This window comes from Pseudanabaena biceps PCC 7429 (assembly GCF_000332215.1).
Classification (GTDB): domain Bacteria; phylum Cyanobacteriota; class Cyanobacteriia; order Pseudanabaenales; family Pseudanabaenaceae; genus Pseudanabaena; species Pseudanabaena biceps.
Genome location: NZ_ALWB01000115.1, coordinates 1 through 16140 on the forward strand (window position 1 = coordinate 1; position 16140 = coordinate 16140).

6 protein-coding genes and 2 pseudogenes are annotated in these 16140 nt (G+C 45.7%); 5 read left to right on the forward strand and 3 right to left on the reverse strand.

The window, feature by feature from the left end; all coding sequences use genetic code 11:
- The coding region (locus tag PSE7429_RS26350; protein ID WP_009627781.1) for a beta strand repeat-containing protein at positions 1-2709 on the forward strand (2709 nt) is incomplete at its 5' end.
- Between the two features lie 30 nt (positions 2710-2739).
- On the forward strand, positions 2740-5310 hold the full coding sequence (locus tag PSE7429_RS13515) for a CHAT domain-containing protein (RefSeq protein ID WP_233424354.1): 2571 nt from the start codon (positions 2740-2742) through the stop codon (positions 5308-5310).
- 224 nt (positions 5311-5534) lie between these two features.
- Here PSE7429_RS13515 and adhE read toward each other — a convergent pair.
- From adhE to pflB, 3 genes and pseudogenes are all read right to left on the reverse strand, one after another.
- A pseudogene (gene adhE / locus PSE7429_RS13520) lies at positions 5535-8120 on the reverse strand (bifunctional acetaldehyde-CoA/alcohol dehydrogenase); the annotation flags it as partial.
- 146 nt (positions 8121-8266) lie between these two features.
- Entirely contained in the window at positions 8267-9007 is a 741-nt protein-coding gene (gene pflA, locus PSE7429_RS13525; RefSeq protein ID WP_009627784.1) for a pyruvate formate-lyase-activating protein, read from the reverse strand.
- A gap of 51 nt (positions 9008-9058) precedes the next feature.
- Complete coding sequence (gene pflB / locus PSE7429_RS13530; RefSeq protein WP_009627785.1) at positions 9059-11287, reverse strand: formate C-acetyltransferase; 2229 nt, start codon at positions 11285-11287, stop codon at positions 9059-9061.
- A 503-nt stretch (positions 11288-11790) separates the two neighbouring features.
- Here pflB and PSE7429_RS13535 point away from each other — a divergent pair.
- From PSE7429_RS13535 to PSE7429_RS25980, 3 genes and pseudogenes are all read left to right on the forward strand, one after another.
- Positions 11791-14580 carry a bifunctional acetate--CoA ligase family protein/GNAT family N-acetyltransferase gene (locus PSE7429_RS13535; RefSeq protein ID WP_009627786.1) on the forward strand — a complete coding sequence of 930 codons (2790 nt, stop codon included), beginning with the start codon at positions 11791-11793 and terminating at the stop codon, positions 14578-14580.
- 141 nt (positions 14581-14721) lie between these two features.
- A complete protein-coding gene (locus PSE7429_RS13540; RefSeq protein WP_083888415.1) occupies positions 14722-15897 on the forward strand; it encodes an RNA polymerase sigma factor in 1176 nt (391 codons plus the stop codon).
- Positions 15898-15944: 47 nt separating this feature from the next.
- A pseudogene (locus PSE7429_RS25980) lies at positions 15945-16140 on the forward strand (IS1/IS1595 family N-terminal zinc-binding domain-containing protein); the annotation flags it as partial.

Below are 16140 nucleotides of genomic sequence, written 5' to 3' on the forward strand. Positions count from 1 at the left end.
CCCGATACCACTGTTCCTAGTAGTGACCCAGATTTTATGACTCTCACGACTCAGCCTGCGGCGATTTTACGAGCAGGGGTAAAAACTTTACCTACAGCCAATGTGCCCCAAATGGGAGTGGGATCTACCAATTTTACAACGGGGACAGTGGCGGGACTGCCTTCAGGTAGCATTAGGGTTGCCAGTATTAACACCTCCAATTCTATGGGTGGGAATGGGGGTTCCATCATTCTGAAAGCTGCTGGGGATATTGTAACAGGAAGTTTGTTTTCGTCCGCTTTTGGCAATGGTGTAAATGGTGGAAACATCACCATTCTATCTAATGGCAATATCTCAATTAATGGTAATGTGAGCTCAAACACTTTTTTAACAGCCAATAGTGGGTATGGGGGCGATATCACGATTGCCACGACTAATGGCAATCTCTCTTTTAATGGTGGATCCTTATCTTCATCAGCAACTAACCTAGTTACAGGTACAGGTACAAGGAAAGGAGGTGCAATAAGCCTTTCTGCAACTAACGGCGATCTCTCTGTCAATGCTGGATTATTCTCTGGGTTCTCAGGGGCAAATGGTAATGGAGGCGATATCACGCTTTCTGTGATTAATGGGAACCTTTTTAGCCAAGGCTCTATGTCCTCTGAGTCCTTCTCAAATGATAATAGTGGCAATGGCGGCAATATTACACTTTCTGTGAGAAATGGGAACCTTTTTAATCAGAGTGTTTTGAGCGCCTATTCCCTAGGGGGTATGAATAGTGGCAATGGTGGGCATATTACCCTTTCTGTGAGCAATGGTAATCTTTCTAACCAAGGGGATTTATACTCTTTATCCTACGGACTAGTGAATAGTGGCAATGGTGGCCATATTACCTTTTCTGCGGATAATGGCAATCTTTCTAACCAAGGAACTCTGTACTCCTTATCCTTAGGAATTATGAATAGTGGCAATGGCGGCAGTATTACCTTTTCTGCGAATAATGGCAATCTTTTCAACCAGAGCAATCTGTACTCCTTATCCTTTGCAGCGGTAGGTAATAGCGGGTATGGCGGTGACATCAATCTAATTGCTCCAAAAGGGAATATCCTTGGGAATAGGAGCAGTCTATATACTTTTTCTGTTGCGCCTAAAGGAACATCTAGCAATGGTGGTTCGATTAAACTGGAAGCCAAAAATCAGATATCTGGACTGACATTACTAACGACATCCTCTTCCGCTCGGGCGGGGGATGTATCGATTTTGGGACATGGGGATTTAGCGATCGCCGATACCGTGGTTCTAACCAGTAAACAATTTTCCATTTCCACTCCACTTACGGGAACGGTTAACATTTCTACAGATGGCACAGGACGTTCGGGCGATGTCAATATCAACAGTGTGGGCAATCTCACCCTCAATAACAGCCGCATCGAAAGTGATACCAAGGGGCTGGATTCCGCTGGCAATGTCACCCTCACGAGTAATGGATTGATTCGCTTTGACAATAGCCAAATTACCAGTAGTACCAGCAATGCAGGACTTGCAGGCAACATCAACCTCAACGCCAGTAAAGGTATTGATATCGGCAACAATAGCAGACTTGCGGCGCTCACCAGTGGCAGTGGCAATGCTGGCAACATTGGTATCAGCACTGGGCAATTAAACTTACGAGATGGTTCTGAAATCTCTACATCTACTCAGGGTAGTGGTAATGCTGGTAATATAGAGATCTCTGCCAAGAATGTAACTGTTCAAGACAGCTTCATTAGCAGTCAATCCTCAGGTAGTGGTAATAGTGGTTCCCTAGATCTACATACTTCCCAACTCGCGTTAACAGACAATGCTCAACTTTCTACAGCTTCGTCAGGGCTGGGTAAAGCTGGCAACATTACCATCAACTCTCAACAAATCACCCTTGAAAATAGTTCTCAAATCACTAGTCGCAGTCAAGGTACGGGTGATGGTGGCACTATTCAAATAAATGCGCGATCGCTATTTTTAAATGATGGTTCTCAAATCAATGCCCAAACCAACTTTGGTAATGGTGGCAACCTGATTTTCTCCCTTGGAGAACTGCTCCTGTTACGGAATGAAAGTTTGCTATCGGCGGAAGCGGGTGGTAAGGGTAATGGCGGTAATATTACGATTAACAGTCCTTTCATTATTGGTTTAGGCAATAGTGACATCGTGGCTAATGCCTTTCAAGGCAATGGGGGCAATATCCAAATTAGTACCAATGGCATCTTTGGTTTGAAATACCGTCCTTACCTCACCGATGATAACGATATCACTGCTAGTTCACAATTTGGATTGAATGGCACGGTGAATATTAATAACCTCGCTTTTACTCCGGCTGCTGGATTGATTCAACTGCCCAGCGATATCGACGATCCGAGTCAGCGAATTGCTCAAGGTTGCCAAACCTTGGGCAATAGTCGCTTTGTTGTCACTGGTCGCGGTGGATTACCTGATAATCCTAGCGATCGCCGCAGTGGTGATCGTCCTTGGATAGATATCCGCGACCCCGCCTCTCTCCGCAATCCCAATAATCTCGTAACTACAAGCCAATCCGAACAGCAATCGGCGAAGGCGGCACCGCCCATTGTGGAAGCTATTGGTTGGCGATTCAATGCGAAGGGTGAGGTGGAAATCTATGCCACAAGCTCCGATCCTTCTACTTCAGCGTTTTCTGATGTCAACTGTAAGGGCATACCTACATTTAACCTATAATTTGGAGTCACTATTGTGTTGATAAATCCTGTGCTGATAAAAAAGATCGTCCGTTATAGTCTGCTAGGACTAATAGGACTTTGTTTAGCTCTTTCCTTGGGAATAGATCGTTCCCATGCGATTTCTCCCAAGGCTACTGCGGATTCGCCTGCGACGATCGCAGTAGCCTCAACCGCTACCTCAAACAATAGCAATCTAGATCGAGGGCGCAATTTGTATGATGCGGGGCAATTTGCTGAAGCAGTACAGGTTTGGCAAATTACTGCACAGAGCTACGCCTCTCAAGGCGATCGCCCTAACCAAGCCCTCACCCTCAGTTATCTCTCGCTGGCTTACCAACAATTAAATCAATGGAATGCTGCTCAAAATAGCATTGATGAAAGTTTAGCGATTCTAAATGGAGCAAAGGCTGTTGATGCAATTCTCTGGGCGCAGGTTTTGAATACTAAAGCCATCCTCCAGCAACAAATTGGACAATCGCAAACGGCGGTAGACACATGGAAACAAGCTCAAGGTTATTACCAGCAAGCAGGCGATCTGCAAGGTGTGCTAGGGACGCAGATCAATCAGGCTCAGGCTCTACAAAGTTTAGGTTTTTATCGGCGATCGCGACAAATCCTAGATGACATTAACCAGCAACTCGAAAAAAGCGATGACTCGCTTTTGAAAGTGAGTGGCTTACGGAGCGTGGGGAATGCCCTGCGCGTGCTAGGAGATAATGAGGCAAGCTACAAATCCCTATCATGGGGTTTAGCGATCGCTAAAAATCTCAACGCCATCAATGAACTAAGTCCAATTCTAATTGGCTTAGGCAATAACGCCGCTGATACGCGCAATTTTGACGTAGCCCTGCAACACTTTATCGAAGCTGAGAAAGTTGCGACCAAAGCCAGCGATCGCATTGAATCAAAGCTCAACCAATTACAGGTTTATGTGAATATGGGGCAGACCCAAGCCATCGCCACCCTCGCCCCCAATATTCAGCAAGAACTCAGCGAGATCCCACCCAGTCGGGCTTCTCTATATGCGATCGTTAACTTTGCTAGCAATCTCTCAAAGCTTCCCCCGCAGGAGCAACCCATTCCCGCCAGCACAATTATTCAGCTTTTAGACAAGTCGGTGCAGTCCGCAAGGAAGGTCAACGATCCCCAAGCTGAAGCCTATCTCCTCTCGCAATGGGGGCAACTAGTCGCCAATAACGGACAACCCAATGAGGGAATTCGACTCCTTCAACAATCTATGCAACTGTCGCAGTCTATTCAATCCAAAAATATTCTGTCGCAATCAGCATGGAAATTAGGTCGCTTGCTCCATCAACAAGGACAGAAACAAGCAGCGATCGCCGCCTATGGGGAAGCAGTTGATGCGCTGCAAAATCTTCGCAGCGATCTGGTAGGCATCAATCAAGAAGTACAATTTTCTTTCCGAGAAAGTATTGAACCTGTATACCGAGAATTCGTTAGTTTACTTATTGACGAAAATCCCGACCAATCTGCTCTAGTTAAAGCACGCGAACTAATTGAGGCTCTGCAACTGGCGGAACTAGATAATTTCTTCCGAGAATCTTGCCTTAATTCCCAACCTCTGCAAATCGATCAGATCGATACTAAAGCTGCCGTTGTTTATGCCATCATGCTGCCCAATCGGATCGCAGTGATTCTCTCTACCGCAGGACAGCCTTTGACCTATTACAGTAGCCCCGTTCCTAGGGGCGAAGCTGAACAAACTATTCGTTCGTACCTAGGTTCCATTCACCCTGCCTCTGATAATAAAGGTCAAAAACTACTTTCTCAGAAAATTTACAACTGGTTGATTCGTCCCGCCGTAGACAGTCAAGCCCTAAAGGAAAAACAAACCCTAGTCTTTGTGCTAGATGGATTATTACGAAAAATTCCTATGGCAGCGCTATATGATGGAAAACAATACCTCATTGAAAATTATGCTGTAGCCCTATCTCCTGGATTAAAACTGTTAGAGACTCAATCACTGGAGCAGAAACAGATTCGATCTGTTGTCGCAGGTATTAGTACTGCCCGCAATGGCTTCAATCCCTTACCCGCTGTGGAGACAGAGGTTGTAGCAATTTCTCAAGCCACCTCTGGCAATAAACTACTAAATCAAGAATTTACTCCTAGCGCTTTATCAAAAAGTATCGAATCCAAGATGGCTAATGTGGTACATCTAGCTACTCACGGTCAGTTTAGTTCTAAACAAGAAGATACATTCCTATTGACTTGGGATGGAAGATTAAACATCCGCGAGCTGTCCGAGCTATTGCAAAAGCGAGAAACAGGGCAATCAGGAGCCATTGATTTACTGGTGTTGAGTGCTTGCGATACTGCCGCAGGGGACGATCGCGCTGTCTTAGGACTAGCAGGATTAGCGTTAAAGTCGGGAGCGCGATCGACGATCGCTACCCTCTGGCCTGTAAAGGATAACGTCGCTTCACGTTTAATGGTGAAGCTATATCAAGATTTAGGTAAACCCCACGTTTCCAAAGCTGAAGCATTACGTCAAGCCCAAATTTCTATCCTCTCCGACAAAAACTTCACCGATCCATTCTTTTGGTCATCCTTTGTCTTGGTGGGTAATTGGCTGTAATAAGTAGCTAGGCGCAATTAAATATAAAACCCAAAAACCTGTAGCGCACGTTGCGCGTGCGCTACAGGTTTTGATTCTGGGTTTAGTTTTTAATTCACAAAAGTATGACAACACTTTTGTGAATTGGTATCATATCTCCCCCAGAAGAGAATGGCGGCGTGAAACGCCGCCATTCTCTTGCAAAAGAGGAGTGGTAGAGCGAAGCTCTATCGCTCCTCTTTTCTCTATGCTTGTAACATTAATTGCTTGAGATCGGCAATTAATGGATAGCGAGGATTTGCGCCTGTACATTGATCATCAAAGGCCCGATCTGCCATTTCTTCTACATGAGCCATGAAATAATCTTGGCTAATCCCCTGTTCATCAAGAACATCCTTAATGGTTTTCGGAATATCCACCTGACGCTTGAGATCTTCTACAGCCGCAATCAATCTTTCTACTTTCTCATCATCGGTATCGCCACCCAAATTTAGATAGTTAGCAATCTGGGCATAGCGCCATTTACTATTGGGATATTTATTTTGCGAGAAAATCGCTTGCTTAAAGGGCACATCGGTCGCATTGTAGCGAATCACATGGGAAATCATCAGCGCATTAGCTAAGCCATGGGCAATATGACAAGTGCCGCCTAATTGGTGCGCGATCGAGTGACATACTCCTAAGAAGGCATTGGCAAAAGCCATCCCTGCGATCGTGGCGGCGTAATGCACTTTTTCCCGCGCTTTAGGATCTTTGGCTCCATTTTGATATGCACTAGGCAAATATTTAAACAACAAACGAATCGCTTCGAGAGCCAGTCCATTGGTATATTCCGAAGCAAGTACGGAAACGTAAGCCTCGATCGCATGGGTGAGGGCATCAATACCGCCATAGGCAGTTAAACGTTTGGGAATATTCATCGTCAATTCGGGATCGACGATCGCCATATTTGGAGTCAGCGCGTAGTCGGCAAGGGGATATTTGATACCAGATTTCTCATCGGTGACGACCGCAAAGGGAGTAACTTCGGAACCAGTTCCCGATGTGGTGGGGATCGCAACCATCCTTGCTTTCGCGCCCAAAGGTGGCAAATCGTAAACCCGCTTGCGAATATCCATAAATCGCATTGCCAAGCCTTCAAATTCAATATCGGGATGTTCGTAAAGCAGCCACATGATTTTGGCGGCATCCATGGGCGAACCGCCACCAAAGGCAATAATCACATCGGGATGGAAGCTATTACAGATTGCTAAACCTTTACGGACTGTGGCAAGCGAAGGATCGGGTTCGACATCATAAAAGGTATAGTGAGCGATGCCGATTTCTTCTAAGCTATCGGTGACTTCTTTGGTTAAGCCTAATTCAAACAAAGGGCGATCGGTAACGATCAACGCGCGTTTTCTGCCCATGAGATCCCGCAAAGCGACAGGCAAGCAGCCAGCTTTGAAGTAAATCTTTGGTGGGATGCGAAACCAGAGCATATTCTCACGGCGTTCGGCGGCAGTTTTGATATTTAATAAATGATGGGGAGTCACATTGGCGGAAACCGAGTTACCGCCCCAGCTACCACAACCCAATGTTAACGATGGATCGAGACGGAAGTTATAGAGATCGCCGATTGCGCCTTGTGAAGATGGTGTATTAATCAACACCCGTGAGGTTTCCAGCTTGTGTTCAAAATAGTGAATATGCTCATGATTGCTAGGAGCAGTATAGAGAACCGAAGTATGTCCATGCCCACCAAATAGGACTAATTCTTCAGCCTTATTGACAGCATCGCGGAAATCCTTAGCACGATACATCGCTAAAATTGGCGAAAGTTTCTCAAAGGCAAAGGGTTCATCCTTAGAAATTGCTTCTACTTCACCAATCAACACTCTTGTATTCTCAGGAATCTTAAAACCCGCAATCTCCGCGATTTTGAGTACCGACTGTCCGACGATCGCGGCATTCAAATGTCCATCTTTTAAGATCACTTGCCGAATTTGATCCCGTTCTGCTTCATTGAGAAAATATGCTCCACGTTTGATAAATTCCTCACGCACTGTCTCATAAATTGCATCAACTACCACCACCGACTGCTCAGAAGCGCAAATCGTACCATTGTCAAAGGTTTTACTGAGAATGATCGAACTTACTGCCATCTGAATATGGGCTGTTTCATCGATAATCGCAGGCGTATTCCCCGCACCAACACCGATAGAAGGATGCCCCGAAGAGTAGGCAGCCTTGACCATGCCTGGTCCCCCAGTTGCCAAAATCAGCTTAATATTCGGATTTTGCATCAGAGTTTGAGAAAGCGGTACAGTCGGCTCATCAATCCAGCCAATAATATCGGGAGGCGCACCCGCAGCTACGGCTGCATCCAGAACAATTTTTGCCGCCGCGATCGTGCATTCCTTGGCATGGGGATGGGGCGAGAAGATAATTCCATTACGGGTTTTTAGGGCAATCAAAGACTTAAAGATGGTGGTAGAAGTCGGATTCGTCACAGGTACGATCCCCGCTAATAGCCCCACGGGTTCAGCAATGCGTTCATAGCCAAAGTGCTTGTCCGATTCAATCACCCCACAGGTTTTATCATTCTTATACTTGTTGTAAATCATTTCCGAAGCAAAGTGATTCTTGATCGCTTTGTCTTCGATCACACCCATTCCCGATTCTTTTACCGCAGCCTTTGCCAGAGGAATCCTCGCTGCATTCGCCGCCAGCGCCGCCTGTTTAAAAATGCGATCGACCTGCTCTTGGGTAAAGGTCGAAAATTCTGCTTGGGCAACTTTCACCCTCTGAATCAACAATTCCAATTCTTCAATATTTGTGACTTTCATTTGTAAATACTCCTCATTTTTGTTTTTTTAGCTTTTAGCCATTAGCTTTTAGCCATTAGCTTTTTTAACTACACTAGAATTAAAAATCTGACACCAATTACCAATCACCAATTACCGAACTTACAAAGCTAAAAGCTAATAGCTAAAAGCTAAATCCCCACCGCCCCCAGTGAATTAATTCCGCGATCGCGAAAGATCTCAACCGTTTGCTTTACCAGTTCGGGAGAAGCGGGTGGCGTATCTTTAAGTGCGTAGGGTAATCCCAGTTGCTCCCATTTATATTCGCCCATTTTATGAAACGGTAAAACTTCCAATCTTTCAACATTTTTGAGCGTGGCAATAAAATCAGCGAGTTGATTGATATTAGTCAGATTATCGGTGAGATGGGGGACTAGAACGAACCTAATCCATACAGGCTTATGGATATCACTCAGGTATTTGGCGATCGCTAAAGTTGGTTCGATCGAAACACTGGTCACTTGGTAATAAAGTTCGGGAATATAGGACTTAATATCTAGAAGAACCAAATCGGTCTCCTCAAGAACTGGCTTTGCTACCTCGATCGCACAATAGCCCGATGTGTCAAGAGCTGTATGCAAACCTAGTTGATGGCAACGCTTGAAGATCTCTCTGGTAAATTCAGGCTGCATTAGGGGTTCACCACCACTTACGGTTACTCCTCCTTTGCGGATGTAGGATTTGCATTTGATAATTTCATCAATTAGATAATCGACGGTGACTTCCTTCCCATCATGGGCATTGCGACAATCGGGATTATGACAATAGAGACAGCGGAGGGGACAGCCTTGAGTGAAGACGATAAATCTGATTCCAGGTCCGTCAACTGTCCCAAAGGTTTCGATTGAATGAATGCGTCCAATTCCCGGCATGACATCTCCTCTGTGTTTTTAACAATTGTCGCTTTGCGACAATTGTTAAAGCTAGACACGTTCGTGGAACGTGCGCTTAATTACATCCATCTGTTGCTCGCGGGTGAGCTTAATGAAGTTCACCGCATAGCCCGAAACTCGAATCGTAAGCTGTGGATAGTTTTCAGGATGTTCCATCGCATCGAGTAGGGTACTGTGATCGATCGCATTAACATTAATGTGATGACCGCCATCGTGGAAATAGCCATCTAGTAACCCAACCAGATTATTGGTGCGATCGCTTTCCTGTCTACCTAGCGCCATTGGTAAAATCGAGAAAGTATTTGAAATACCATCCTGACAGTCGCTGTAGGGCAGTTTCGATACCGATGAGAGCGAAGCGATCGCGCCACAGTGATCGCGTCCATGCATGGGATTTGCTCCGGGAGCAAAGGGTTCGCCAGCCCTACGTCCATCGGGAGTGTTACCTGTTTTTTTGCCATAGACGACATTGGAAGTGATCGTCAGTACCGACTGGGTGGGAACCGCATGGCGATAGGTGGGATGCTTGCGAATTTCGTTCATGAACCTTGCCACAAGGTCGATCGCAATATTATCGGCGCGATCGTCATTATTGCCATACTGCGGATATTCGCCTTCAGTGACATAATCTACCGCCAAACCTTGTTCGTTGCGAATGACTTTCACCTTGGCATGTTTAATTGCCGAGAGCGAATCGGTAACTACCGATAAACCCGCGATCCCACAAGCCATCGTCCGATAGACATCGCGATCGTGCAGTGCCATTTCGATGCGCTCGTAGCAATACTTGTCATGCATATAGTGAATGACATTCAGCGTATTGATGTATGCCTTCGCCAGCCAGCCCATCATCTGCTGCAAGCGATCATTGACTTCTTGATAATCCAGATACTCACTGGTAATTGGTGCAAAGTTGGGAGCAACTTGATCCCCAGACTTCTCATCTTTACCGCCATTGATGGCATAGAGCAGGGTCTTCGCTAAGTTCACCCTTGCGCCAAAGAACTGCATCTGTTTACCGATTCGCATCACCGAGACACAACAGGCGATCGCATAGTCATCGCCATAGGTGAGACGCATCAGATCGTCGTTTTCATACTGAATGGAACTAGTATCGCTAGAAATCTTGGCGCAGAACTGTTTGAAGTTTTCGGGCAGATGTTCTGACCATAAAACTGTGAGATTAGGTTCTGGTGCTGCTCCCAGATTCGAGAGGGTATGCAAAAACCGATAACTATTTTTGGTCACTAAAGTCCGACCATCCGCACTCATACCGCCGATCGCTTCCGTCACCCATGTGGGATCGCCTGAGAATAGGTCGTTGTAGTCGGGAGTACGCAAAAAACGCACCATGCGCAACTTCATCACAAAATGATCGATGAGTTCCTGTAATTCAGTTTCAGCGATCAAACCATTGCGTAAATCGCGCTCGAAATATATGTCTAAAAACGTTGAAACTCGACCGAGGGACATTGCCGCCCCATTTTGTTCTTTGACTGCACCGAGATAGCCAAAATACAGCCATTGCACCGCTTCTTTAGCAGTCATGGCAGGACGACCAATATCAAAGCCATACTTCGCAGCCATTTCCTTGAGTTCAAACAGCGATCGCATTTGTTCCGATAGCTCCTCCCTGAGACGAATGGTTTCTTCGTCCATCACATCAACATCAAGGGATTCTTTCTGCGTCTTTTTGTCGTCAATTAAGTGATCGACTCCATATAGGGCAACGCGACGATAGTCACCAATGATCCGTCCCCGTCCATAGGCATCGGGTAAACCAGTGATGATCCCCGATTTTCTTGCCTTCCGCATTTCATTGGTATAAACATCAAACACACCATCATTATGGGTTTTACGATATTTGGTGAAAACTTCTTCAGTCTGAGGATCAAGTTCATAGCCATAGGCGGCTAACCCCGCTTTAACCACGCGAATACCGCCATAGGGCATGATCGCTCGTTTCAAAGGTTTATCAGTTTGCAAACCAACAATCTGCTCTAACTCGCGATCGATATATCCCGCATCATGAGCCGTAATTGAGGTCGGTTTCTTTGTGTCTGCATCCAATATTCCCTTTTGGTGTTCTGCCTTCATCAGTTCCGAAACCTCATGCCAAAGTTGCTGAGTTCTAGTCGTCGGTGCAGTCAAAAACTCAGCATTACCTTCATAGGGACTGTAATTCTTTTGGATAAAGTCTCTAACGTTAACTTCCCTTGTCCAAACACCTTCCGTAAATCCTTGCCATTCGAGATACATAGCTTTGCTTCTAATGGATTATAAGCTAATAGATTTAATTTACAGCGCAACAATCTATACAATTTATATTGATTATACTGATGTTTTATCGCTACTTCTATTGTAGGTTTAATGCTCAGTTCCTCAGGAAATGCCAGCTTATTTATTACAAAAGTTAACTGTGCCGTCTCCCCGTAATGATTACAATTGGGGATATCAAGTTATGCCGAAGATGCAATCAGAATTATTAAGATTTAACAATAGCTGAATATCTATTTGGTGGTAATTTTAAGCAAGTTTAAACAATATTTGGGTTGTTTAAGTCGCAGGCTTTTATTGTTTTTTTAGGGATTTTCTAACATTGTTTTTTTAGGGATTTTCTAACGTTATTTTTGTCACCACGCTCAACTAATAACAATTTACAAAAGTGTGGCAACACTTTTGTAAATTAAAAACCAAGCCAAGGTTTGAAAAATCCCTATTGGCAAAATCCTTATTGGTAAAATGGTGAATAGGAGGATACTATGCAGAATAACTTACTGGAATGTAACGACCCTGCCCATGATATTTGGAAAGGGCAACGTCATCCCCTTGATTGCATATTTCACCCTCGCTCCGTGGCAGTGATTGGTGCAAGTGAAAGGGAGGGAAGTGTTGGGCGGACGTTGCTATGGAATCTGATTCGTAGTCCTTTTGGCGGCACAGTTTTTCCAGTCAATCCCCAACGTCATAGCATCTTGGGCATCAAGTCCTATCCAGACATTGCCAATGTTCCAGAAGTTGTCGATCTGGTGGTAATTGCCACCCCTGCGGCGACAGTTCCACAGGTGATTCGCGAATGTGTAGCGGTAGGCGTAAAAGGTGCAATTATTGTTTCGGCTGGCTTTAAGGAAGTTGGAGAAGCAGGGGCGGTGTTAGAGCGAGAAATTTTAACGGAAGCAAGAAGAGGAGGGATGCGAATTATTGGACCGAACTGCCTTGGTTTAATGAATCCGCTTGTGGGCTTAAATGCCACCTTTGCAGGGGCGATCGCTCGCGCGGGAAATGTCGCTTTCATTAGCCAAAGTGGAGCGCTTTGTACTTCGATTTTGGATTGGAGTTTGGGTGAAAATGTGGGGTTTAGTGCCTTCGTTTCCATTGGGTCGATGTTGGATGTGGGTTGGGGTGATCTGATTGAATACCTCGGAGACGATCCCCATACCCATAGTATTGTGTTGTATATGGAGTCGATTGGTAATGCCCATGCATTTCTCTCGGCGGCGCGAGAAGTGGCGATGGATAAACCCATCATCGTTCTCAAAGTCGGACATACGGAAGCGGCTGCAAAAGCCGCGGCTTCGCATACAGGGGCTTTGACTGGCAGCGATGAAGTTTTGAATGCCGCTTTTCGTCGTTGTGGGGTGTTGCGAGTCCATACGATTTCCGATCTATTTGATATGGCGGAAATTCTAGCTAAGCAACCGCGTCCAAAGGGAAATCGGCTTTCGATTGTGACTAATGCTGGTGGTCCTGGGGCGATCGCTACCGATGCGCTCATTAGTGGCGGCGGTACGTTATCGGCACTAGCACCCGAAACCCTAACAGAACTCGATCGCATTTTACCCGCGCAATGGAGTCATCACAATCCCATTGATATTCTCGGTGATGCCAGTTGCGATCGCTATGCCCAGACCTTAGAAGTTGTTGCCAATGACCAAAATAGTGATGGATTGCTGGTGATCTTGACTCCCCAAGCGATGACCGATCCTACCCAAACCGCCGAAAAGCTCAAGGCATACAGCCAACTAGGCAAGCCAATTCTTTCAAGTTGGATGGGTGGTCAAGAAGTAGCCGCAGGAACGCAGATTCTCAATCAAGCGAATATTCCCACCTTTCCCTATCCAGATACCGCCGTGCGACTGTTTAACTATATGTGGCGCTATAGCTATAATCTGCGAGGGATTTATGAAACTCCCTCTTTACCTGCGGATTCGGATTTGTTCACACCCGATCGCCATTTGGTAGAGCAAATTCTGGCTAAAGCAATTAAGAGCGATCGCACTCTATTAACTGAACACGAAGCGAAACAAATTCTTGCTGCCTATGGGTTTCCCACGATCGCTACGGAAATTGCTAAGAGCGATCTTGAAGCCGTAGAAATAGCCGATCGCTTCGGCTATCCCGTCGTTCTGAAGCTCCATTCGGAAATTATTACCCACAAAACTGATGTCGGTGGTGTCCGCTTAAATCTAGCCGATGCTGCTGATGTTAGCCGTGCTTTTGCCCAGATTAAATCAAAAGTAAATTCCATTGATCCTGCTGCGTTTTTAGGGGTAACTGTGCAGCCAATGTTCAAGATGGAAGGTTATGAATTAATTTTCGGTAGCAGTCTCGATCCCCAGTTCGGAGCGGTGATGTTATTTGGCACGGGTGGGCAATTGGTAGAAGTATTTCAAGATCGATCGCTAGCCTTACCGCCATTAAATACGACTCTGGCAAGGCGAATGATGGAGCAAACCCGCATTTATCAAGCCTTGCAAGGCATTCGGGGGAGAAAAGCGATCAATATGGCAAAACTCGAACAGTTGTTGGTGAACTTCAGCCAGTTAATAGTCGAACAGCCCCAGATCCGCGAAATTGATATCAATCCTTTGCTAGTTTCTCCCGAAGGAATGATTGCTTTAGATGCTCGGATAATGCTGCATACTAAATCATCCTTTGCCGATCGCCCACTTCCTGCAATTCGTCCCTATCCCACTAAATATGTTCAGCATTGGGAATCGCGCAAGGGCGATCGCCTGAATATCCGTCCAATCCGTCCCGAAGATGAACCTCTGATGGTGCAATTTCATCAAAACCTTTCCGAAGAAAGCGTCTACTTGCGTTATGCCCATAGGGTGAAATTAAATAAGCGCATCGCCCATGAACGCTTGACCCGTATTTGCTTTATCGATTACGATCGCGAAATGATTCTTGTCGCTGATCACAAAACCGATGCGAAAAATCTGCAAAATTCAGAACATGAGATATTAGCCGTAGCAAGGCTAAGTAAATTGCATGGTACAAACGAAGCTGAATTTGCGTTAATCGTTAGCGATCGCTATCAAAATCAGGGTCTAGGAACGGAACTACTAACTCGACTTCTGGAAATTGGCAAGGAGGAGAAACTGGAAGCGATCGTGGGTTATATTCTCAATAGCAATTACAAAATGCAAAGTATCTGTAGGAAGTTGGGATTTAAATTACTCCCCGATGCGATTGAGGGTAGGTTAAAAGCTATATTTAACCTAAATGAACTTTGTGGATTGATGGAAGCGACGGTTAATGGTAAATGATTAAGTAGTTAATAAAAAAACAAAAACAGAGAGCATACCGCCCGCTACGCGGGCGGTATGCTCTTCTGGGAAGGCATCACCGCCATGCAATCCATCAATATTACAGCGATCAATCCCCTATTCATGGGCATATTTTTGGGAATGAATGAGAACAATGCTAGTCAGATCCGCGATCGCCTAAATGAGGTTTATCGTCAAGAATCTCGCAGTATTTTTGCTACTCTGATTCGCTTAATTGGCGACTTTGACCTTGCGGAAGAGGCGATGCATGAAGCCTTTGCGGTAGCTGTCAAACAATGGCTGCGTGACGGCATACCTACTAATCCTAGAGCTTGGCTTGTCTCCGTGGGACGCTTCAAAGCCATCGATACAATTCGCCGCCGTACTCGCTTCGACTCATCTTTAGCAGAACTAGCTCAAAATCTCGACACTCAACATCTCGACACTCAACATCTCGACACCATGGATACCACAGTCACAGCAGATGAAGATGTAGAAGACGATCGCCTCCGCCTGATTTTCACCTGCTGCCATCCAGCTTTATCAAGGGAAGCACAGGTAGCCTTAACCTTACGAGAAGTCTGTGGACTTACCACAGAAGAAATTGCCAGTGCCTTTCTGATCGCGCCCCCCACCTTAGCCCAGCGCATCGTCCGCGCCAAAGCCAAAATCCGTGACGCGCACATTCCCTACCAAGTACCAGCGATCGCGGAACTACCCGATCGCTTAGACACCGTATTGCAAACAATCTACTTAGTGTTTAACGAAGGATACGCCGCTTCATCGGGGACAGCATTGACAAGAACCGATCTCTCGGAAGAACCAATTCGACTAGGGCGATTAGTCGTGGAGTTATTACCCGATGCGGAAGCGATCGGATTGTTAGCCCTGATGCTTATGCAAGAATCGCGACGTACTGCCCGTACATCCGCCACAGGCGATCTCATCCTGCTAGAAGATCAAGACCGCGCACTCTGGAACCAAGCATATATTGCAGAAGGTAGGGCACTTGTGCGGCAAGCGCTATCATTGCCACAGTTCGGCTCCTACACAATTCAGGCTGCGATCGCCGCAGTACATTCCGAAGCCACAAGTGCTGAGGCAACGGACTGGGCTCAGATTGTCGCCTTGTATGACCTACTCATGCGCGCAGAGCCATCACCAGTGGTTGATTTAAATAGAGCCGTGGCAGTAGCGATGCGCGATGGCTTTCTATCGGGATTGCAACGGATTGAGGCAATCTTATCGAAAGGTGATTTAGCCGATTACCACTTAGCCCATGCGGCAAAAGCAGATCTCTGGGCGTTGCACAAATGAGAGATGAATGAGTAAATAAAAGATAACGAGTTTTAGCAATGAAAACAATGAAATGTCCAAAGTGTGGTTCAACACATATTCGTAAAATGGGAACGAGGAGACAAACAAATCATATTTGTGCTGATTGCGGTCGTCAGTTCATTGATAACTACTCAGTGCTTGGATATTCGCAAGATGTCAAAGAATATGCCTAAAATGTACTGCAACGGCATGGGATTTAGACAAATTGAGAGATGTACCGAT

Bases quoted from the DNA above. Each gene is read 5' to 3' on its own strand.
- pflA (WP_009627784.1), bottom strand. From the start codon at position 9,007: ATGCCGGGAATTGGACGCATTCATTCAATCGAAACCTTTGGGACAGTT.
- pflB (WP_009627785.1), bottom strand. From the start codon at position 11,287: ATGTATCTCGAATGGCAAGGATTTACGGAAGGTGTTTGGACAAGGGAA.
- PSE7429_RS13535 (WP_009627786.1), top strand. From the start codon at position 11,791: ATGCAGAATAACTTACTGGAATGTAACGACCCTGCCCATGATATTTGG.
- PSE7429_RS13540 (WP_083888415.1), top strand. From the start codon at position 14,722: ATGAATGAGAACAATGCTAGTCAGATCCGCGATCGCCTAAATGAGGTT.